The organism is Oricola thermophila, from assembly GCF_013358405.1.
GTDB classification, from domain to species: Bacteria; Pseudomonadota; Alphaproteobacteria; order Rhizobiales; family Rhizobiaceae; genus Oricola; species Oricola thermophila.
Genome location: NZ_CP054836.1, coordinates 458,299 through 479,721 on the forward strand (window position 1 = coordinate 458,299; position 21,423 = coordinate 479,721).

Consider the following 21,423-nt stretch of genomic DNA (forward strand, 5'->3'; position numbering starts at 1 on the left):
CTCAGTGCCGCCACGGGAAGGATCCCTGGCCCTTCTCGTCGATGACATGGCCGCGATGGAAGCGATCCAGCGTGAAGGCGGCGCTCAGCGGATGTGGCTCGTTCCTCGCTATTGTGTGGGCGAAGCACCAGCCGGAGGCCGGCGTAGCCTTGAAGCCGCCGTAGCACCAGCCGCAATTGAGATACATGCCCGGCAGCGGTCCGGTCGTGATGATAGGCGAGCCGTCCATCGTCATGTCCATGATTCCGCCCCAGGAACGCAGCAGCCGCACCTTGGCGGCGGCCGGAAACAGCGCGACGACCTCGGACATGACGTCTTCCACGATGGGCAGGTTTCCGCGCTGTGCGTAGCTGTTGTAGCCGTCGATGTCTCCGCCGAAGACGAGGCCGCCCTTGTCCGATTGTGAAATGTAGAGGTGGCCGCCGCCAAACGTCACCACCGTGTCGATCATCGGCTTGAGCGACTCGGAGACGAATGCCTGCAAGACGTGGCTTTCGATCGGAAGGCGGTCGATGCCTGCCAGCTTCATCACCCGGCCGGTGGAGCCGGCAACGCAGACGGCTACCTTCCGGGCGCGTATCTCGCCGCGTGTCGTCTTCACGCCGGTCACGCGGTCGCCGTCGCGAAGGAAGCCGATGACCTCGCAATTTTCCAGGATGTCGACGCCGCGCCGGTCGGCCGCGCGGGCATAGCCCCAGGCGACCGCGTCGTGGCGGGCCGTACCGGCACGCGGCTGCTCCAGACCGCCGAGAACCGGGAAACGGGCATTTTGCGACAGGTCGAGACCGGGTACCCGTTTCGCGAGTTCGTCCGGCATGACCATGCGGGCATCAACGCCGAAGAGGCGCATGGCATTGCCGCGTCGCGCGGCCTCGTCCATCTGCGCCGGCGTGTGGCAGAGATTGATGATGCCGCGCTGGGAGAACATGACGTTGTAGTTCAGTTCGTGGCTGAGATTCTCCCACAGCTTCATCGAATGCTCGTAGAAGGGCGTATTGCCCTCCAGCAGGTAGTTGGAGCGCACGATGGTCGTGTTTCGGCCGATATTGCCGGAACCCAGCCATCCCTTCTCGCATACAGCGACATTGGTGAAGCCGTGATTGGCCGCGAGATAGTAGGCCGTCGCAAGGCCATGACCGCCGCCTCCGACAATGACCACGTCATAAGACGGCTTCGGCTCCGGCTTGCGCCAGGCAGGACGCCAGCCGGCATTGCCGGTGACCGCATTCTTCAGAACCTGCCAGGCAGAATATTCCGCCATTGCCCCCTCGGTCTCGATGCGACGTTTCATCAATCTAAACATTCGCCGCACAGGCTGCATTGTAAAATTTCGTCGCGGATTTGCGCCATCGCGACCGGCGCGGTTTCAACGGAAAAGAGGGGATAGGGGAGTCTTCCGCCGTACTTTTTTGTGCTATCTGCCGGTCAATGAGACATCCAGCCAAATTCATTGCCGTTTTTCTATTGCTCGCCTGGACCGGGATGGCATGGGCGCAGCAACTGGACAAGATCGAGAACGCCGTCGAACGCTACGATCGCGAGCTGGTTCTGATCAGCGATGCGTTCGATGAGGCGCGCAACAATGACGGCAAGCTTGTCGCTCTGAACGAGAGGCTGCGGCTACTCGGAAAGGAAATCATCGCCGCCGGCGTCGAGCTGTCACCGCGCGTGGCCGAAATCCGGGCGCGGCTCGATCAGTTGGGACCTGTGCCGGAACAGGGGGGCGAGCCCCAGGCGCTGCAGGACCAGCGTGCCGAACTCGCGGAGGAACGGGTGCGGGTGAACACGTTGCTCGGCAAGCTCGAGGAGATGTCGATCCGTGCCAACTCGCTGGCGAACGAAATCTCGAGCGCGCGGCGCGACCTGTTCACCTCTGCGCTGTCCAAGCGTTACGATATCACGGCGGCCTTCGGCAGCGACCTGCTGGTTGACCTGAAGGATCGCCGCGCGGACCTCGTCAGCAAGGTCAGTTCCTGGTTCAGTTTCGCGTGGCGTTTCAAGTCCCGCGCGATGGCGGCGGCAACCATATTGTCGCTTGCGGCTGCGCTGCTGTTCCTCGTTTTTGCCCGCAAGATGTTCGGAGAGGTGATACGGCGCGATCCCGAAGCCGAAGAACCGGGCTATTTCGCGCGGCTGACGGTCGGTTTCTCCGGAACGCTCGTGCCGGCCGTGGGAGTGTGGTTGTTCTTCGTCCTTATCTACGCGCTGTATGCCTATTTCGGGGTCATGCGCGGCGATATCGGCGTTGTCTTCCTGAACCTGTTCATCGGCATCGGAGCCATCATCCTCGTATGGCGGCTGGCCGAAGCCGTGTTCGCGCCGCGCTTGCCTGCATGGCGCCTTGTCCGGATGTCGGATCGTGCGGCGCTGGCGCTGAAATGGCTGGTTGTCGCCATGGCGGTTCTGACAGTCGCCGACGGAATGGTGTCCGCCATGCTGGAACTGGTCGGGGATTCCCTGCCGATCACGGTGGCGAAGAGCCTTATCAGCAGCGTGGCAGTGGGCGTCATTCTCCTGATCATCGCGGCAGTCCGCCCGTTTCCCGTATCCGAGGGACGGTCGGATGGACGCTGGTCGGCCTGGTTCCGGCTCCTGTTGTCCCTTACCGGTCTCATGCTGATCCTCGCCGCTCTAACAGGCTATGTCGGGTTCGCGGAATTCGTATCCAAACAGCTTGTCATTACCGGCGCGGTCGTGGCGACCATGTATCTCGGCTATCTTGCGGCCTACGCGATTTCCCGGGAACACGCGCTGGCGCACAGCAGGATCGGCGAGAGGCTGCGTGCCGCCCTGGAGCTTTCGGAACCACAGATCGATCAGCTGGGCCTTTTTGCGGGCATTTTGCTGACGCTGACCATACTCGCCATCGGCGTGCCCGTGCTGTTTCTCCTGTGGGGGTTCAAGTGGATCGACATACGGGGCTGGGTGCTTGGCGCGTTGACGGAGTTTTCCGTCGGTTCAATCACGATCTCCATCACGGGCATACTGGCGGGGATCATCGTCTTCTTCATCGGCTTCTATGCCACGAGGCTGTTTCAGCGCTGGCTCGAAGGCGATGTGCTGTCGCGCAGCAAGATGGATGTCGGGGTCCGCAATTCAATCAAGACGGCGGTCGGATACGGTGGCGTAACGATCGCGGGGCTCGTCGGCGTATCGGCCGCGGGGCTGGATCTCTCGCAACTCGCACTTGTCGCCGGTGCCCTTTCGCTGGGCATCGGATTTGGCCTGCAGAACATCGTGTCGAATTTCGTCTCGGGCCTGATATTGCTGGCCGAACGCCCGTTCAAGGTCGGAGACTGGATTGAGGCCGGCGGAATCTCGGGGACGGTGAAGAGCATCAACGTGCGTGCGACGGAGATCGAAACCTTCCAGCGCAAGACGATGATCCTGCCGAACTCCGACCTCATCAATTCGGCGGTGGGCAACTGGACGCATCGCAACACGCTGGGGCGTATCGAGATTCCCGTCGGGGTCTCCTACGACAGCGATCCGAAGCTGGTGCGCGAATTACTCATGGACATAGCGCAAGACCATCCCAGGATTCTCAGCAATCCGGAACCGTTCGTGGTGTTTTCCAATTTCGGCGACTCGTCGCTGGACTTCGAGTTGCGCGCCTATCTGGCGGATATCAACTACATGCTGACCGTCAGTTCCGAGGTGCGTTTCGCGGTGTTCGAGCGGTTCAAGGCGGCGGGCATTGAAATTCCGTTCCCGCAACGCGATGTGAATCTGCGTATCGTCAACGATGCCGAGGCAATGCCAACGACAGTCGTGCCTGGCGACAGCGAATTCGGCGTGATCAAGGCGAGCAGGCGGAAAGAGCGCGAGGATTAGCTTTCCGGCCGTTCAGCTTCGGTTCAGGCTGGGAACCCTATACAAGGTACAAGTTGGCGGGTTCCCCGCAACAAAAAAGGAGGCGGTGCCTGCTGGGCATTGTTCTATAACATGAAAACAGTTTCATACGCAGTCATCGCGATGCTTGCCGCCACCGGTGCGGCCAGCGGTGCCAGCCTTACCAACAAGGGCACAGACAGCGTGACGGTTATCGTAACCGAGGGTGGCATCAAGAACGAGTTCGTCATTGCAAGCGGCGAAACGGTCACGGTCTGCAACGGCGGCTGTTTCCTGACGCTGCCCAATGGGGACCGCGCCGCGCTCGCCGGGCCCGAGACGGTCGAGATCGTCAATGGACAGGCGGTGATAAAGTAACCGAATCGTGGTCCTGAAATGAAACCGGATTGCCAGCCGGCGGCCAGTGGGCCGCCGGTTTTGTCTTTGCCGTGGCCGGGCTGCACGGTTCTGGTCGCGTGGCGTTTTGGGAATGTCGCAAACAGGCTGCAATTGCCCCTCGGCACCGCCTTATAGTCTGGCCGGATAATCATCTCGGAGTGGCGGGGAATGGCACAGTTTCCGGAAAGGGCGAAGGTCGTCATCATCGGCGTGGGCGGTATTGTCGGCGCATCGGTGGCCCATCACCTGATCGAGCGCGGTTGGGACGATATAGTGGGCATCGACAAGTCGGCGATCCCGACCGATATCGGCTCGACGTCGCATGCCTCCGATTTCTGCTATGCGACCAGCCATGATTTCCTGTCCTGCTGGACCACGCTGTATTCGATCGACTTCTTCGAGAAGCGGGGGCGCTACGCGAAGGTTGGCGGTCTCGAGATCGCCCGCGTGGGCGACGATGCGAGAATGGACGAGATCAAGCGCAAGGTGGCTTCCGCGAAGGCTTTCGGAACGCGCGCGCGGCTGGTCGGTCCGGCCGAGATCAAGGAAAGGTTCCCGCTGATCGAGGAAAGCGTGGTGCAGGGTGGCATGTGGGACCCGGATGCCGGGCTCGTGACGCCGCGTTCGCAGACGGTTGCGGGCGAGCTGGTCGACGAGGCCGTTGCCAGCGGCAAGCTCAAGGCCTTTGCCAATACCCCGGCGCAGGATCTCGTCATCGAGAATGGCCGCATCAAGGGCGTCAAGACGCATCGCGGGACCATCACGGCCGACTACGTGGTCGTTTGCGCCGGTCTGTGGGGGCGGCTGATCGCGGAAATGGCCGGCGAGGACCTGCCGGTGATGCCGGTCGACCATCCTCTGACTTTCTTCGGGCCGTACACGGAATTCGAGGGCACGGGCAAGGATATCGGCTGGCCGCTTTTGCGCGACCAGGGCAATTCGGCCTATATGCGCGATACCGGCGATCCGAAGACCCCGGAAGGCGGCCAGATCGAGTGGGGGTACTACGAGGAGACCAATCCGCGCCTCTGTCATCCGCGCGATATCCTTGAAAAGGATCAGGCCCGGCTTTCGCCGTCGCAACGCGACCTCGAGATGGAGCAGGTGATCGAGCCGCTGGAGCGGGCGATGGAGCTGACGCCGATCCTGGCGGAGCTCGGCTACAACGAGAGCCATTCCTTCAACGGGCTTCTGCAGGTAACCACCGACGGCGGCCCGTCGATCGGTGAAAGCCAGAAGGTACGGGGCCTGTGGTACGCGGTGGCGATCTGGGTCAAGGACGCTCCGGGCATGGGCAAGCTTATCGCCGACTGGATGACGGACGGTCGCACGCAGATCGATCACCACGCAATCGACTATTCCCGTTTCTATCCGCACCAGACCGGGGAGCAGTTCATCTGGGATCGCTGCACCGAAACGGCGATGAAGATCTACAACCCGGCGGTCCATCCGCGTGAGCCCTTCTCCAAGGGGCGCGATGTGCGCCGCTCGCCATTCTGGGAGCGGGAGAAGGAACTGGGCGGTTACTTCATGGAACTCGGCGGCTGGGAGCGCGCGCACGGCTATGCCGCCAACGAACACCTTCTCGAGAAGTATGGCGATCGGATCCCGGTGCGCGAGAACGAGTGGGACAATCGCCATTTCTGGCGAGTGTCGAATGCCGAGCACCTGGCGATGAGCGAGGATTGCGGCATCGTGAACCTTTCGCATTTCGCGATCTACGACGTCGAGGGGCCGGACCATGTGGCGCTGATGGAGTGGCTGTGCGCCGCCAAGATCGGCGGAGACAACATGATCGGGAAGGGCATCTACACGCACTTCCTCGATGACGAGGGGATGGTACGTGCCGACCTGACGGTGATCCGCATGGCCGACCGTTGCCGGGTCATCGACGGTGCCGATGCCGGTCCGCGCGATTTCCACTACATGCGCCGGGTGGCCGAGGACAGGGGCTTCGACGTCACCATCACGGACGTGACCGAGAAATACGTCACGATCGGCATCTGGGGACCGAATGCGCGTGCGATCCTGAAGAAGGTCGTGGAGAAACCGGCCGGGCTCGACCCCGAGAACTTCCCGTTCGCGGCGATCAGGCCGATCAGGATCGCCGGCAAGGACGTGACCGCCTTCCGCATTTCATATGTGGGCGAGCAAGGCTGGGAACTGCACATGGCCTACGAGGACGGGCTGGCCGTATGGGACGCGTTGCGCGAAACCGGCGTGATGGCAGTCGGCATCGAGACCTATGCCAACAGCCGCCGGCTGGAAAAGAGCCTGCGCCTGCAAAACGCGGACCTGCTCACCGAGTATAATCTCTACGAGGCGGATCTCGCCCGTCCGAAGGTTAAGGAAGCCGACTTCAGGGGCAAGGCGAAGCATCTCGAATATCGGGCCCGGGATCACCAGCCGGCCATGCTTTGCACCCTGGTGATGACGGACAATGTCGATTCGCAGGGCGTTGCACGCTATCCGGTGGGCACCATGCCGGTCATGGATCCCGAAACGGGGGAGACACTCAAGGACGAGCTCGGTCGGCTTTCCTACACCACCTCGGTCGCATACGGGCCGACGATCGGCCGGAACATCGCGCTTGCCTATCTGCCATGGGCCTACTGCCAGGAAGGGCGCAAGCTGACGGTGGAGTATTTCGGCGAGACCTTCCCGGTCGAGGTGGCAGCCGTCGGTTACAAGCCGTTGTACGATCCGGATAACCTGAAGCCGCGAAGCTGACGAAAGCGCGCGGCGAATCCGGCCCGGAGAAGTGCGCGCGATCACCTTTTGGCGAGGGCATCAATTCGCCATGTGCCGCCGCGGGATTTTTGGCGTATCATTGGCGTATGGGAAATGCCGGATATTTCAAGCCGGTTGTCGGCTTCTTGTTCTTGGTCCTTGCCCACGCAGTGCCGGCAAGAGCCGAGGAGCGCGTCGACGTGGCACTGGTCCTCGCCGTGGACGTTTCGCGCTCGATGTCATACGAGGAACTTCGCATCCAGCGCGAGGGATACGCCTCGGCGATCGCCAGCCCCGAGGTCGTGCGAGCAATCCGCCAGGGGGCATATCGGCGAATTGCCGTGACCCTGTTCGAATGGGCCAATGACAGCCATTCACGCGAGGTTGTGGGCTGGACGATCATAGAAAGCCAGGCCGATGCGAATCGAATTGCAGCGCAATTGCTGGCGACGCGGAGCGTCGGCCAACGGCGCACCTCGATTTCCGGCGCCATCTCTCATGCGTCCAGGCTCTTGCAGGCCGCGCCCCTGGAGGCCGACCGCAAGGTGATCGACATATCCGGCGACGGTCCGAACAACCAGGGCATGCCGGTCACCGTAGCGAGAGATCAGGCGGTAGCGATGGGCTACACAATCAACGGCCTGCCCATGATGACGCGCGGCGGCATGGCATCGCAATTCCACATCGAGGACCTGGATCGCTATTATGCCAAATGTGTCATCGGCGGGCCGGGCGCATTCATGGTCCCGGTCAACGACTGGGACCAGTTTGCCGAAGCGGTACGGCGGAAGCTGGTTTTGGAGATTGGCGATGCCGCACCGGTCAGGCGGCCAGCCCCGGTCAAGGCCCAGTTCGTCCTGGAAGACACCTTTGACTGCCTGATCGGGGAAAAGATATGGCAGATGCGCGGTTGGCAGTTCGACGATCCGAACCCCTAAACCTCCGGGTCAGGCAACCATCAACTGCTTGCGCTCGTTGCGTTCCTGCTGTGGCGACTTGGCGTAGACCTCGCGGTAGCACTTCGAGAAGTGCGAGGCTGAGACGAATCCGCATGCTATCGCCACCTCCACGACCGGCATGGACGACTGGATCAGCAGATGGCGGGCGCGATCGAGGCGGATCTCGAGATAGTAGCGGGCCGGTGAGCGGCCCATTTCCTGGCGGAAGAGACGCTCGATCTGGCGGCGCGACAACCCGACATGGTCGGCGATCTCGACAAGCGACAGCGGTTCCGAAAGGTTCGCTTCCATCAGTTCGATTATCGTGAGTACCTTTGCGTTCTGCACGCCCAGGCGCGCGCGCAGCGGCAGGCGCTGACGGTCGGTCGGATTGCGCACCCGATCCGTGAGAACCAGTTCGCAAATGCGATTCACCGTGTTGTCATCGAAGTCCTCTCCGATGATTTTCAGCATCATGTCGAGGGCCGCGGTGCCGCCGGCGCAGGTGTAGACATTGCCGTCGATCTCGAACAGGTCCGAAAAAACCTTCACCTGCGGGAATGCCTCCTGGAAGCCGGGCAGGTTCTCCCAGTGAATGGCGCAGCGCTTGTTGTTGAGGAGGCCCGCCGCGCCGAGGATATGCGCGCCGGTACAAAGCCCGCCGATCTTGACGCCGCGATTGTGTTCCTCTCTCAACCATGCCGAGAGCGACTTCGACTGGTACTGATCGATATTGGTGCCACCGCAGACGAAGACAATCGAGGGACGCCGCTCACCGAGCATCAGCTTGCGCTCCTCCTCGATACTCGTGTCGACCTTGACCTCCACGCCGTTGGATGCGGCGACCGGACCACCGTCACGGCTTGCCAGCCGCCAACGGTAGGCTTCGTAGCCGAGCACGCGGTTCGCCCCGCGCAATGGCTCGATGGCCGCCGTAAACGCAATCATCGTGAATTCGGGCATCATGTAGAAAACGATCGTTTTCTGGGGTGCCGGTGTGTTTGTCATCCTCCCACCATCGCTCCCGAGCGGCGCTTGTTACCGCAATCCGTACAGAAAACCAGCCTCACTGGTGCCGGTCAAACGAAAAAGCCGAGCGCTGTTCGCTGCTCGTTCGCCGAATTCGTCGGCGGTCATGCAAAAAAGCCCCGTCGGTGATCGGCCGGCGGGACATTTCGGTCATCATGAATGACCTGCGAAATCAGTTGACGATGAAGCCATAGCGCGAACCCGCGCGCGCGCCAGTCTCGCCGGGCATTGTTCGCGCAAGTCGAGCCCGCTCGAACAGCGTGGTCGAGTTGGCGGCCGCATTTCGACGGCGACGGAAAAATCTTGTGAAAGCGTTCATAGTTGCACTCCATGCAATTGCCGGTTCACACGGAGCAGCCATTTCGCGTCCGGACCGTTTCGACAGTGTTTTGGACACACCGCTGGCAGAAACGGCCGGCTATTATAAGAACGGTTCCCTGTTGTTTGGGACCAACCGGGATCACGTTCCCTCATGGACGGCTCATGGTCCCGAATATGTATACGTTGGCGACCTTCCGCAACGCGAATTGCGAAGGAAAATCCGAAAAATGCGACATCCTGACATGTCGCAGACTGAATGCCCTTCGGAAGGCGCGCTTTTCGATGCCTAGCTCCGTGAGCGGCGGCCGCCTTCGCGCCGGCGCCTGCCCGTAGCTCCTTCGGTCAGAACCTTGCGCGGTGGCAGCCGCACGGCCTTCGCCAGTTCGGGAAAGGGGTCGGCCTTGTTCGGCAGCGCCATGGCGGCGACAAAGTGCGACTGGAAGTCGGGTTCAAGCGCGGTCTCGATTTTCTCGATCCTGCGCACGGTATTCTCGATTTCGCGTCGATAGTCGCGATTGACCAGCGCCATCCGCGCGCCGGTGCCAGCGGCGTTGCCCACGGCCGAAACCTTCGACAGGTCGCAATCGGGGATCAGGCCGAGCACCATGGCGTATTTCGGGTCTATGAAGGAACCGAAAGCGCCCGCAAAGCGGATCGCGTCGACATGGTCGATGCCGAGCTTGTCCATGAGCAGCTTGATGCCGGCATAAAGCGCGGCTTTCGCAAGCTGGATTGCGCGCACATCGTTCTGGGTGACGGTGATCCGCGGGTCGCCGTCATTCAAGACATAGGAGAATGTGCGGCCGCTGGAGACGATGCGTGGCGATTTTGCCGCAAGGGCGCCGTCGATGACGCCGTCCTCGGAGATGATGCCGGACAGATACATTTCGGCGACGATCTCGATGATGCCGGAACCGCAGATGCCGGTGACGCCGGTCTTCGACACGGCTTCGGCGAAGCCGCTTTCGTTGGACCACAGGTCGCAGCCGATGACCTTGAAGCGCGGCTCCAGGGTTTCGGGATCGATGCGAACGCGCTCGATCGCCCCCGGGGCGGCGCGCTGGCCACCGGAAATCTCCGCGCCCTCGAAGGCCGGGCCGGTGGGGGAGGATGCTGCCACGACCCGTTCCGAGTTGCCGAGCACGATCTCCGCATTTGTGCCGACATCGACCAGCAGCATCATCTCGTCCTGGCGATGCGGACCTTCGGACAGCGCTGCTGCCGCCGCGTCGGCACCGACATGGCCGGCGATGCAGGGGATGACGTAGACGCGGCAGCCCTTGTTGGCGCCGAGACCGAGATCGTCGGCCCAGGTGTGGACCGCGCCGGAAACCGCAAGCGCGAAGGGTGCGCCGCCCAGTTCCGTCGGATCGATGCCGAGAAACAGGTGGTGCATGATCGGGTTGCCGACGAATACCGCGTCGAGAATGTCGTTGCGATTGGCGCCCGATTCCTCGCATACCTTGCCGATCAGATCGTCGACGGCCTCGCGCACGGCCCGCGTCATCGCTTCGCGTCCGTCCGGATTCATCATCACATAGGAGACGCGGCTCATCAGGTCCTCGCCGAAGCGGATCTGGGGATTGGACGTGCCGGCGGACGCGACGACGTGTCCGGACAGCAGCGAAACCAGATGCATCGCGATGGTGGTGGAACCGATATCGCAGGCGATACCCCAAGCCTCGTTGTGCAGCCCCGGCCACAGGGCGATCATGCTTGCCTGGGCCGTCTCCTCGTCCTTGTGGATCGCCGCGGTGACCGCCCATTTGCCCTTGCGCAGAATGGCCTGCACCTGCGGGTAGAGATACTGGTCGACGAGTATGTTGGAAAAGCCCCAATCCCGTTCCAGCGCTTCCTTGAGCCGGTCGAGGTCGCCGAGCGGCTTGTGCATGTCGGGTTCGTCGACTTCGACATAGCAGAGCTGGACAGCCGGCTTGCGTTCGAAGACGCGGGTATCCGCGGCCTTGCGGATGATCTGGGCGTTTATCTGCACATCCTGGGGAATGTCGATGACGAGATCGCCCTGGATCGTTGCCGAGCAGGACAGGCGGCGACCCGGCTTCAGTTCGCGCTTTTCCGCATAGCGCTGCTCCTTGGCGCCGAAAGGCGAGAGGTGTTCCTGGGCCGATGTGATGCCGTGCTTGGCGAACTGGCCTTCCTGCACCTCGACCTGGCAGCGTCCGCAAATGCCACGGCCGCCGCACACGCTCTCGACATAGACGCCGAGCTGCCGGGCGGCTTCGAGAACGGTCGTGCCCTCGGGGAAGCGTCCGCGCTTTCCCGAGGGCATGAAAAGGATGAGGGGATCGGCCATCTGCTCCCGTCAGGCCCTGGCACGCCGCGCTTCGCGCCCGCCGCGACGACCCGCAGCGCGGCCTGCTGGTGCCGCGGTTGCGGTGCCCGCGGCTGCCGGCTGGTGATCGCGGTAGTTCACGATCCAGTTGCCGCAATCCGGGTCGTTGCCACTGAGCACATTCGCGGCATGGACCATCTCCATTTCCTGCGGGCGGCAGGGATTCATGATCGCCGAGGTCATCCCCGAAGCGATGACCATCGGGATGAAGGCCGCGTTGATGCCGTGGCGGTGCGGCAGGCCGAAGGAGATGTTGGACAGGCCGCAGGTCGTGTTCACGCCGAGCTCCTCGCGCAGGCGGCGCACGAGGCGGAACACCTGCTGGCCGGCCGTACCCATGGCTCCGATCGGCATGACAAGCGGATCGACGACGATGTCGTCTGCCTTGATGCCATAGTCAGCTGCCCGTTCGACGATCTTCTTTGCGACGGCGAAACGGACGTCCGGGTCCTCCGAGATGCCGGTCTCGTCGTTGGAAATGGCGACGACCGGGACATCGTATTTCTTGCAAAGCGGCAGGATAGCTTCCAGCTTCTCGTCCTCACCGGTGACGGAATTCACCAGCGGACGGCCCTTGGCCACCTTCAGCGCAGCCTCGATCGCGCCCGTGACGGAGGAGTCGATCGACAGCGGGACATCGACCAGATCCTGGACGATTTCCAGTGTCCTGACGAGCAGTTCCGGCTCGGTTGCATTCGGATCGACTGCGGTGACGCCTGCGTTGACGTCCAGCATGGTGGCGCCGGCGGCCACCTGGGCCAGGGCATCGGCCTTCACGGTCTCGAAATTGCCCTCGACCATCTCCGCAGCGAGTTTCTTGCGGCCGGTGGGATTGATGCGTTCTCCGATCACGCAGAACGGCTGGTCGAAGCCGATGACGATTTCCTTGGTGGCCGAGGCGACGATAGTGCGAGCCATGTTGGACTGTCCTTATGACCTAGATTCCATAGAAGGATATAAAGATGTCTTTATATCCCATGTTCCTCGTTCTTCAAGCCACTCCGCCGATTTTTTGATTCCGCCGAAGGGGAAGACGTGGATCTGCTTGATTGCCGAACCGGGTGTCGCGAGCAGGTGTCTCTCGATCGGGCCGACGATGCTTTCGGGCGAATGGGTTGTCGCAAGGGTCGCCAGCGAACGGGTGCGCTTCTTGAAGAAGTCGAGCGAATTGCCGACGCCGCACATAGCGGCATACTTGATCAGCGTGGTGATCCGGGCAGGGCCGGCGACACCGAGATGAACCGGCAGGTCTATGCCATGGTCGCGCAGGCTTTCCGCCCAAGCGATGAATTTCTCGGCGTCGAAACCGAACTGGGTGACGATCCGGATGCGCGCGCCGGTGCGTTCGCCGAATGATTTCTTCAACCGCAGGGCTTCCAGGGCCACTTCCTCCGAGAAGTCGGGGCTGCCTTCCGGATGTCCGGCCACCCCTATATCGGTGATGCCGTACTTGTCGAAGAAACCGGTTTCCAGCACTTCCATTGTGGAGGAGAACTCGCCGGCGGGTTGCTCCAGCCCGCCGCCGACGACGAGAATGTCGCGAACGCCGGCATCCTCGGTCATCGCCTTGACGCGTTCCTCGAGCGCCGCCTTCGTGGTCAGGCGACGCGAGGCGAAATGCGGCACCGGCTTGTAGCCCAGATCATGCACGCGGCGCGCGGCGGCGACCAGCGTATCGTTGGTGTCCGAGCCGATATCCGTGATGTAGACACGGATGCCTGCAGGGAACAGTCCGGGCAGGTCCGGGGATTCAATGGCCTGTTTCGGCGAAATCTCGATCGAAGCCGCGATCTTTTCAGGGGCTCCGCCGGTTTCAATGCTGACCGCGTTCATCCGTCTGTATCCTCCTCGTAGCCCTCGTTCTTCACCAGGGCGACCAAGCGTTCCTTCGTATAGGTTGCCTCGATTTCCGCAGCCGCCTTTTCCGCTTCTGCTTCCAGATCGTCACCGACCGCGACGGGATCGGCCTTGCGCCATTCAGCGAGATAGGCATCGGTATCCTTCGCGCCGACGCGCATGGCACACATGTCGATCGCCTCGGTAAAGCGCAGCGGGAGCTCCCGTCTTGCCGTCTGGCGCCGTTTCCGGACGATCACCTGAGCCGGAATGTCGCGCCAGTAAACTATGATCCTGTCAGCCATGGCTGTTCTCCATGTGGTTATGAGCAATGACGCAAGCCACGGCCTTCGGCTTGTTGCGCGACGACGCGGGGCAATTCAAAAGCGACAGCGTTCGGTGTCGCGGTCAGGATGGTTGGCGAAAGGCTACAGCAGCCAGGTATGGGCAAAGGCGTGGGCAACGATGACCACGCCAACCATGATGCCAATGGCGATGACGCCGGTCGCGATGCCGATCGTCAGCCAAAAGCCATCGCGTTCCGACAGGGCGATGCCGCAAATGAAAGCGGCAAGTGCCGGAAGCCAGTTGCCGAAAGGAATGGGAATGACGACGGCGATGCCAAAAACCAGGGCTATGGTGCCGACGGCCTTCTCCGCGCTTTTGGCGCTCGGAAACGGCCAATACCGCGGCCGGACCCAGTTTTCCAAACGCTCGAGGAACGGGATCAGCCGGGTTGTCATCCTGTGAAAAGCCTTTTGGCTGAGCGAACGGCGAAGGAAGAAGCGAGGCAACCAAACCGTCGGGTATCCCATTACCATCTGGAATGCGACGAGGACGATCGGAATACCGAGGATGAGTGTCGATCCGGGCGGGAAGGGTAGCAGGTTCAGGCCTGCCGTGAATACCAGGAATGTCGCAAAGGAGCGGTCGGCAAGTGCGTTGCGCATCCGGCGGACGGTTATCACGCCGCGTTCCTCGGATGCGAGGTCTCTCAAGACCTTGGAGAGCGGGCGGGGATGGCCAAAGGAAATCGTTGCTTCGGCCGGTTCGAACTGCTCCGGATTCTCTTGCAACATGATACTTGTCTGCCCCCAAGGCGCCCATGACACATCATTGTGTCAGCCAGATAACGATATTTCCGAAATGCCACGATTTGGTTTACGTCCGTGGCGTTTTTATCAATTGTCCTGCCTCCTTCATAGCTGACGTCAGGTCGCCGTAGCCGGTAAAGCGTCGCTCAAAGGCGAGACCGAGCCATTCAGCCGCCGCGCGCGCTTTCTCCGTCAGCTCCGGATTGTCGGTCTGCGCGATGTAGAGCAGCCGGTCATAGGCGCCGAAATACATCTCCTTCAATTCCGGGTGCCGGTCCAGACCGAGCGGCCTCATGAGGAAGGTGTCGAAATGCCGGGCGAGGAAGTCCGTGACGAAAAAGGTGGTCATGTACTCGTCGTCGGCCGCCTCGAAGGACGCATTGCCAAGGTAGAACGAGAAACAATGCGGACCGGCGATGCGCTCGACACCGTGCTCGGCACAGACCTTGTCCAGCATTCCGCCGGTTCCGCAGTCGGCATAACCTATGAATATGTGTTCGTAGCCCTCCTCGCGGGCCCGGCGGATTGCCTTGTCAGTCTCGGGCGCGATCTTCTCCGGGTGGTGATGGTAGTCCGCCGGCAGGCAGGTCAGCGAAATGTAGTCAAGACCGTTGATGCGGCAGACGTCCAAGATCTCTCTCGCGATCATGCCGCAAGCGATCACCCTGACCTTTTGTGCCGGTGCCGTCATGGCGGTCCGCCTTTTGTTAAGCAATGGCTGACAGATAGTGTGGATAACAGCGGTTGCCTATCGCGCGCAATCGCTACATGACGCACACCGATTCGAAACCGACCAGGAAGCAGGGATGAAAGCGCCCGAACTGTCGATCATATTGCCCGCATACAACGAGGCGAGAAACATTCCGCTGATCGTCGACAAGATCGCGGACGCAATGGGCGAGATTCCCTTCGAGATCATCGTCGTCGATGACGACAGCCCCGACGGCACTGCGAGCGTCACGCGCGCGATCGCCCGCGAGAAGCCGAATGTGCGCTGCGTGCACCGGATCAACCGGCGTGGGCTGTCAGGTGCATGCATCGAGGGAATGATGGCAGCCAATGCGCCCGTCGTCGCGGTGATGGACGCCGACATGCAGCATGACGAGACGCGGCTCCCGGTCATGCTGGAGGAAATCAGAAAGGGTGCGGATCTGGTCATCGGCAGCCGCTACGTCGATGGCGGGAGCGCCTCGACGGGATTCCAGAAGAAGACGCGTGCGAAGGGCAGCGAACTGGCGACCGCCCTGGCCAACCGGATCACCGGTGCCTACACGACCGATCCGATGAGCGGATTCTTCATGATGCGGCACGAGGTGGCCGACAAGGCGGCGCGCTCCGTGTCACGCGACGGCTTCAAGATCCTGTTCGATATCGTCAGCCGGTTCGGCCACGAACTGAAGATCAAGGAAGTGCCTTTCCAGTTCCGCGAGAGGGTCGAGGGCGAGAGCAAGCTCGGCTTCCTCGTGACGGTCCAGTTTCTCGGGCTGCTCGTATCGCGCTACACCGGCGGACTGCTGCCGGTGAAGTTCCTGCTCTACGGGCTCGTCGGCTTCTCGGGCCTGTTTGTCCACATGGCCATGCTGTTCGCTCTCAACGGCGGCATCGGTATGGCATTTCCGACTGCACAGGTTATCGCCACCTTCGCCGCGATGACCTCAAACTTCATCTTCAACAACGAAGTCACCTACGCCCATCGCAAGCTCAAGGGCTGGCGTTTCGTCACCGGCCTGCTGACTTTCTACCTCGTTTGCGGGATCGGCGCGCTTGCCAACGTGTCGATCGCAGTGCGGCTGTTCGAATGGGACTGGTCGGCCTGGGTGGCCGGATTCGCCGGCGCACTGATGAGCGCCGTGTTCAACTACGCCGTGACCAAGCTCGTTACCTGGCGCGACAACTGATCGTCACGGTTCTACCGGTCGACTTCCATTCGATCGTGCGCCGAGAACCGAGGGTGGGCGAAGACGGGGTAGGGCGGCCCGGAGCGGGCCGCCAAATGCGAGGCGGGAATGCCGAGGTTCAGGCAGTCGCCTGCTGGTTGTGCTTGCGCTTCATGAATTCCTTTGCCGTCTCGACCGCCACGGCGGCGTCGCGGCAATAGGCGTCGGCGCCGACGGCCTTGCCGAAATCCTCGTTCAGCGGCGCGCCGCCGACCAAGACGATGTAGTCGTCGCGAATGCCCTTTTCCTTCATCGTGTCGATGACGATCTTCATGTAGGGCATGGTCGTGGTCAGGAGGGCGGACATGCCGACGATATCCGGCTGTTCGCGCTCGATGGCCTCGAGATAGTTCTCGACGGGATTGTTGATGCCGAGATCGATGACATCGAAACCGGCGCCTTCCATCATCATGCCGACGAGGTTCTTGCCGATATCGTGGATGTCGCCCTTGACCGTGCCGATCACCATCTTGCCAAGCTTCGGCGCTCCGGTCTCGACCAGCAGCGGACGCAGGATCGCCATGCCCGCCTTCATGGCATTGGCCGACAGCAGCACCTCGGGCACGAACAAAATGCCGTCGCGGAAATCCTCGCCGACGATGCGCATGCCCTCGACCAGAGCCTCGGTGAGCACGTCGTATGGCGCCCAGCCGCGGTCGAGCAGGATCTGCGTTCCCTCGACGATTTCCTCCTTCAGGCCATCGTAGAGGTCGTCGTGCATCTGCTGGACGAGCTCTTCGTCTGACAGTTCGGACAAAATGATTTCATCGTCGGACATGTGCGTTCTTCCAGTGCTGACGGGTTTACCCGGTGACGTGTTTTTGCCGGATATTGAAACGGAAATCATCAAAAAAGCGCTTCAAATGCGACGGCGCCAAATTCTTTTGCGACCGGGTGGCCTTCGCGGGGACCGGTGCGCCTTGTCGCGGCAACGCCAATGGCTGGCGCGAATGGGAAGGCCAAAAGCCGCGTTGCGGATCATTGTCGGAGGCAACCAGGCCGGGTGCGGAGGTGCCGAGGCACATGATTCTTCAGGGTGACAACATGACGGGTTCCGACAAGGACACGGATCTTTCCGAAACGCCGACCCCGCGCGGACGGGGCGGACGGCGTGCATCGGGCGGCGCCGCGGCGCGTCGCGCGGCGCGCAGTGGCGCCAAGCGCGCCGCCGCGATGCCCTACATCACGCGGCGGGTACCGGTCTACGAGGTGCTGGACGAGGAGGCGCTCGCCAGGATCGAGGCCAATGCCGACACGGTGCTGGAGGAAGTCGGCATCGAGTTTCGCGACGACGAGGAGGCGCTCCGGCTCTGGAAGGATGCCGGCGCCGACATCAGGGGACAGCGCGTGCATTTCCCGAAAGGGCTCTGCCGCGAACTGCTCAAGACCGCGCCGTCGGTCTTTACCCAGCATGCGCGCAATCCCGAGCGCAACGTGCAGATCGGCGGCGACGCGACCGTCTTCGCGCCGGTCTACGGCCCGCCCTTCGTGCGCGACCTGGAGGGCGAGCGGCGTTACGCGACCATCGAGGACTTCCGCAATTTCGTGAAGCTCGCCTACATGGCGCCGTCGATGCACCATTCGGGCGGAACGGTTTGCGAGCCGGTGGACATACCGGTCAACAAGCGCCACCTCGACATGGTCTACAGCCACATCCGCTATTCCGACAAACCGTTCATGGGATCGGTCACGGCACCGGACCGGGCCGAGGACACGGTGGCGATGTGCCGGATCCTGTTCGGCGAGCAGTTCGTGGACAACAACACCGTCGTCATCAACCTGATCAACGCCAACTCCCCGATGGTGTTCGACGACACCATGCTGGGCGCGGCCAAGGTCTATGCGCGGGCCAACCAGGCCTGCATCGTCTCGCCCTTCATCCTGGCCGGCGCGATGAGCCCGGTGACGGTGGCCGGTACGCTGACGCAGATCCTCGCCGAGGTGATGGCCGGTGCGGCCTTCACCCAGCTGGTGCGTCCCGGCGCCCCGGTGCTGTTCGGCACGTTTGCCGCCTCGATCTCCATGCAGTCGGGCGCGCCGACCTTCGGCACGCCGGAACCGGCGCTGGTCTCCTACGGCGCGGCGCAGCTGGCGCGGCGCCTCGGCCTGCCGTTCCGCACTGGCGGGTCCCTGTGCGGCTCGAAAGTGCCGGATGCCCAGGCCGCGCACGAGAGCGCCAACACGCTGAACACGACGCTGCTCGCCGGAACCAACTTCGCGCTGCATTCGGCCGGATGGCTGGAAGGCGGGCTGGTCGCCTGCTTCGAGAAGTTCATGATCGACGTGGACCAGCTCGGCATGCAGCAACGCTTCGCCGAGGGGGTCGACATGAGCGAGACCAGCCTGGCGATGGATGCCATCCGCGAGGTCGGACCGGGCAACCACTATCTCGGCTGCGACCACACGCGGGCGAATTTCGAGAACGCCTTCTACCGTTCGCTGATCGCCGACAACAACTCCTTCGAGCAGTGGGACATGGAGGGCCGCAAGCCGGCCGAGCAGCGGGCCAACGCGCTGGCGCGCAAGTGGCTGGAAAACTACGAGGCGCCGGCGCTCGACGAGGGCATCGACGAGGCGCTCCAGGCCTATATCCGCCAGCGCAAGGAGGCCATGCCCGACGCCTTCGGTTGAAGGAAGCCCGCGGACGGCCGGGCGAAAGTGGCCGACATCATCCACCGGGAGGTCTGGCGCACCGGTTCGCCGGGCGGCGATTGACCGCGCGGGCCGGCGGGTATAAGGACGCGGCGGGCACGAGGCGCCCGCCGCTCACCGCATTCGCGATGGTGAAGTCCTCCCGGCGCAGGCCGGCTTTCGAGCAGACCCGTTTGCAACGCGGTCGCGCGGCAATGTGAGCGCCCGCATGTCATGACCGCATGACGGAAACGGAACTGCATCATGCCCGGACTTTCCCCAGACCTGCCGCGCACCCGCGACGAGGCCAAGCAGCGCGCCAAGGCGCTGCGCCAGGATCTCTTTGCGCGCGGCGTGAAGATCACGTATTCCCAGGCGCTGGAGCGCGTCGCCGCCGAACTCGGCTTCCGCGACTGGAACACCGCCGTGGCGCGGCTGTCCAACGACCCGGACTTCCGCATCGCGGTCGGCGACACGGTCTCCGGCACATATCTGAAGCAGCCCTTCACCGCGCGCGTGCTCGCCGTGCGCGAAATGTCCGGCGGCAGCCATTTCGAGGTGACGCTGGACCTGGAGGAAGCGGTGGACGTGGTGACGTTCGACGGCTTCTCGAACTTCCGCAGGCGGGTGAGCGGCACGGTGGACGACCGGGGAATCTCGCCCGCGCGCACCGGCGACGGCGAACCGCAGCTGGTGATCCAGCCGTTGAGCTCGGCACTGGCCTGACCGGGGAGGACGGCTTTTCCCGGCCCGGGGCGCCTAGAAGCCGCCGTTTCGCAATGCGAGCGCCGCGATGACGAGCAGCGGCGCCACGAAGAGGCCGAGCGCGAGAATGGAGGCGGCGATGGGTCTGAGCTGCATGGCGCGTGATCCTTTCCTGCCACGGCGCGTTTCGATGCCGGCAGACGCGGGATCCCGGCGCGGGAATTCCGCGAATCATGGCCGGTCTTCGGAAGCCTGATATGCCAATGTGGCCGAAAGGGGACCGCCGTGCCGGCCTGTGGACAAGCCGGTTTCCCGCGCTTCGAAAGGGGCGCGCGGAACCGGCCCCGTGCCACGGGACCGGGGCGTTGCGGCGAGCGGGTTTCGGGGACAGGCGCGCTCACGACGTGTTCCATGCGTCGAGTGCCAGGGTGTGGCATTCCTTCAGCACTTCCCCGATCTCGTCTCGCGGGCGCCTTCGCCAGCCCGGCGGCAGGCCGGGCCGCAACGGGCGGAAACGCCACGGCGCGGGCCTGCGCACGGCGTCGGGCGCCAGGCCGTCGATCTCGCCTGCGTCGGCGGCGCGGATTTTCTCGATGGCCCGCTCGAAACGCGCCTTCCAGCGGGCGAGGCGGGCGGCCTGGCGATCGAGATCGTCCAGCGCCAGTGCCAGCGCCCGGATGCGGCGGGAAATCGCGCGGGCATCGACCAGCTCGTCGGGGTCGCGCTCCGGGGCGGGCCAAGTGTCGCCGTCCTCGTCGTATTCCATGAAGACGTGGCCGAAGGGGCCGTCCAGCCCGGTGACATCGAACAGGAAGGGCGTGTACCGCTTCCACGGGTCGAACAGGGCGAATGAGGGCCGGTCGCGGTAGAGGTCGAGCAGCTCGGCGTCGGACGGTTCTGCGTCCGGCTCCCTGTCCGCCCCGGCCTCTGGCGCGATGTTCGATTGACCCTCACGGCTGCCTTCTGGCCGCTCGCCGCGTTCCGGGGAAAGTTTCACTTCCCGTTCCAGCTTGCAGGCGGCCACGACGATCAGTCGGCGGGCGGCGAACTCGGCGGGGCGCAGGACAGACAGGATGCGGCTGCGCAGGGAACGCGGCAGGAAGACCAGCGAGCGGCCCGTCCTGATCCCGGCCAAGAAGAACAGCCGCGCGACGATCCGCAACAGATCGTCCAGGTTCCTTTCCACCGCCCGTTTCCAGTCGAACTCCATGCCTTTCTCCATCTCTTCCCCTGTTGCGGGCGGAAACAGGGTAGGGGCGGTGCGCCGGCGGTGGACAAGTTTTTCCGGGAATGCCGGAATTCCGGGGAAGCGGGGCGGAAGTTATCCAACGCATGGCCCCATGTCGCTTCCGCCTTGCTCCCGGTCGGATTTTCGCGCCGGATGCGCGAGAATCTGCCGCGAAGTGGACTTGCTGCTCAGGGCGAGGCCTGCGCTGCGAACAGCACCGCGACCATGCGCAAGAGCGCGTCGCGGTTGCGGTCGTTGGTTGCCGACCAGTCGAATATGGGCCACATCCTTTGCGGGCAGGGAGGAGAACTTGGGGCGGCGGCGGATTGAGCTCAGTGCGGGAAGCAGCAGGTTGGGAGCTTTCGCCTTCGCCGGGAAACAAAAAATCTAC

General features: G+C 62.9%; 17 protein-coding genes. 7 read left to right on the forward strand and 10 right to left on the reverse strand.

What is annotated here, in order from left to right:
* Window position 1: 1 nt before the first annotated feature.
* Window positions 2–1,261 carry a sarcosine oxidase subunit beta family protein gene (locus HTY61_RS02080; protein WP_175278379.1) on the reverse strand — a complete coding sequence of 420 codons (1,260 nt, stop codon included), beginning with the start codon at window positions 1,259–1,261 and terminating at the stop codon, window positions 2–4.
* 221 nt (window positions 1,262–1,482) lie between these two features.
* On the opposite strand from HTY61_RS02080, the gene HTY61_RS02085 reads away from it, so the two are divergent.
* The 4 genes from HTY61_RS02085 to HTY61_RS02100 all read left to right on the forward strand — a co-directional run bounded on the left by HTY61_RS02085 (window position 1,483) and on the right by HTY61_RS02100 (window position 7,898).
* Window positions 1,483–3,834: a mechanosensitive ion channel family protein gene (locus HTY61_RS02085; protein ID WP_175275233.1), complete on the forward strand. Its 2,352-nt coding sequence runs from the start codon at window positions 1,483–1,485 to the stop codon at window positions 3,832–3,834.
* A 111-nt stretch (window positions 3,835–3,945) separates the two neighbouring features.
* The gene (locus HTY61_RS02090) at window positions 3,946–4,209 is read left to right on the forward strand and encodes a hypothetical protein (RefSeq protein WP_175275234.1); all 264 of its coding nucleotides are present in this window, start codon (window positions 3,946–3,948) and stop codon (window positions 4,207–4,209) included.
* Window positions 4,210–4,398: 189 nt separating this feature from the next.
* Window positions 4,399–6,960 (forward strand): GcvT family protein, encoded by a 2,562-nt coding sequence (locus HTY61_RS02095; RefSeq protein WP_175275235.1) that lies wholly within the window; start codon window positions 4,399–4,401, stop codon window positions 6,958–6,960.
* Window positions 6,961–7,067: 107 nt separating this feature from the next.
* Window positions 7,068–7,898 carry a DUF1194 domain-containing protein gene (locus HTY61_RS02100; RefSeq protein ID WP_175275236.1) on the forward strand — a complete coding sequence of 277 codons (831 nt, stop codon included), beginning with the start codon at window positions 7,068–7,070 and terminating at the stop codon, window positions 7,896–7,898.
* A 9-nt stretch (window positions 7,899–7,907) separates the two neighbouring features.
* Here HTY61_RS02100 and HTY61_RS02105 read toward each other — a convergent pair whose 3' ends face one another.
* The 7 genes from HTY61_RS02105 to HTY61_RS02140 all read right to left on the reverse strand — a co-directional run bounded on the left by HTY61_RS02105 (window position 7,908) and on the right by HTY61_RS02140 (window position 15,222).
* On the reverse strand, window positions 7,908–8,906 hold the full coding sequence (locus HTY61_RS02105; protein WP_175275237.1) for a GlxA family transcriptional regulator: 999 nt from the start codon (window positions 8,904–8,906) through the stop codon (window positions 7,908–7,910).
* A gap of 628 nt (window positions 8,907–9,534) precedes the next feature.
* Window positions 9,535–11,562, reverse strand: coding sequence for an ASKHA domain-containing protein (locus HTY61_RS02115; RefSeq protein ID WP_175275239.1), 2,028 nt, complete (start codon window positions 11,560–11,562; stop codon window positions 9,535–9,537).
* 9 nt (window positions 11,563–11,571) lie between these two features.
* A complete protein-coding gene (locus tag HTY61_RS02120; RefSeq protein ID WP_175275240.1) occupies window positions 11,572–12,519 on the reverse strand; it encodes a methyltetrahydrofolate cobalamin methyltransferase in 948 nt (315 codons plus the stop codon).
* Window positions 12,520–12,531: 12 nt separating this feature from the next.
* A complete protein-coding gene (locus tag HTY61_RS02125; RefSeq protein ID WP_175275241.1) occupies window positions 12,532–13,434 on the reverse strand; it encodes a methylenetetrahydrofolate reductase in 903 nt (300 codons plus the stop codon).
* Complete coding sequence (locus HTY61_RS02130; RefSeq protein WP_175275242.1) at window positions 13,431–13,742, reverse strand: virulence factor; 312 nt, start codon at window positions 13,740–13,742, stop codon at window positions 13,431–13,433. Before HTY61_RS02130 ends, HTY61_RS02125 begins: the two co-directional genes overlap by 4 nt.
* Before the next feature lie 123 nt (window positions 13,743–13,865).
* On the reverse strand, window positions 13,866–14,516 hold the full coding sequence (locus HTY61_RS02135; protein ID WP_175275243.1) for an exopolysaccharide biosynthesis protein: 651 nt from the start codon (window positions 14,514–14,516) through the stop codon (window positions 13,866–13,868).
* An 82-nt stretch (window positions 14,517–14,598) separates the two neighbouring features.
* Window positions 14,599–15,222: a DUF1638 domain-containing protein gene (locus HTY61_RS02140; protein ID WP_175275244.1), complete on the reverse strand. Its 624-nt coding sequence runs from the start codon at window positions 15,220–15,222 to the stop codon at window positions 14,599–14,601.
* A gap of 115 nt (window positions 15,223–15,337) precedes the next feature.
* On the opposite strand from HTY61_RS02140, the gene HTY61_RS02145 reads away from it, so the two are divergent.
* Window positions 15,338–16,429, forward strand: coding sequence for a glycosyltransferase (locus tag HTY61_RS02145; protein WP_175275245.1), 1,092 nt, complete (start codon window positions 15,338–15,340; stop codon window positions 16,427–16,429).
* A gap of 118 nt (window positions 16,430–16,547) precedes the next feature.
* Here the strand turns inward: HTY61_RS02145 and HTY61_RS02150 are convergent, their stop codons facing one another.
* Complete coding sequence (locus HTY61_RS02150; RefSeq protein WP_175275246.1) at window positions 16,548–17,246, reverse strand: corrinoid protein; 699 nt, start codon at window positions 17,244–17,246, stop codon at window positions 16,548–16,550.
* A gap of 266 nt (window positions 17,247–17,512) precedes the next feature.
* On the opposite strand from HTY61_RS02150, the gene HTY61_RS02155 reads away from it, so the two are divergent.
* Together HTY61_RS02155 and HTY61_RS02160 are read left to right on the forward strand one after the other, a co-directional pair.
* On the forward strand, window positions 17,513–19,099 hold the full coding sequence (locus tag HTY61_RS02155) for a trimethylamine methyltransferase family protein (RefSeq protein ID WP_175278380.1): 1,587 nt from the start codon (window positions 17,513–17,515) through the stop codon (window positions 19,097–19,099).
* A gap of 264 nt (window positions 19,100–19,363) precedes the next feature.
* Window positions 19,364–19,825, forward strand: coding sequence for a glyoxalase superfamily protein (locus HTY61_RS02160; RefSeq protein ID WP_175275247.1), 462 nt, complete (start codon window positions 19,364–19,366; stop codon window positions 19,823–19,825).
* A 376-nt stretch (window positions 19,826–20,201) separates the two neighbouring features.
* Here HTY61_RS02160 and HTY61_RS02165 read toward each other — a convergent pair whose 3' ends face one another.
* Window positions 20,202–21,014: a hypothetical protein gene (locus HTY61_RS02165; protein ID WP_175275248.1), complete on the reverse strand. Its 813-nt coding sequence runs from the start codon at window positions 21,012–21,014 to the stop codon at window positions 20,202–20,204.
* Window positions 21,015–21,423: the final 409 nt, after the last annotated feature.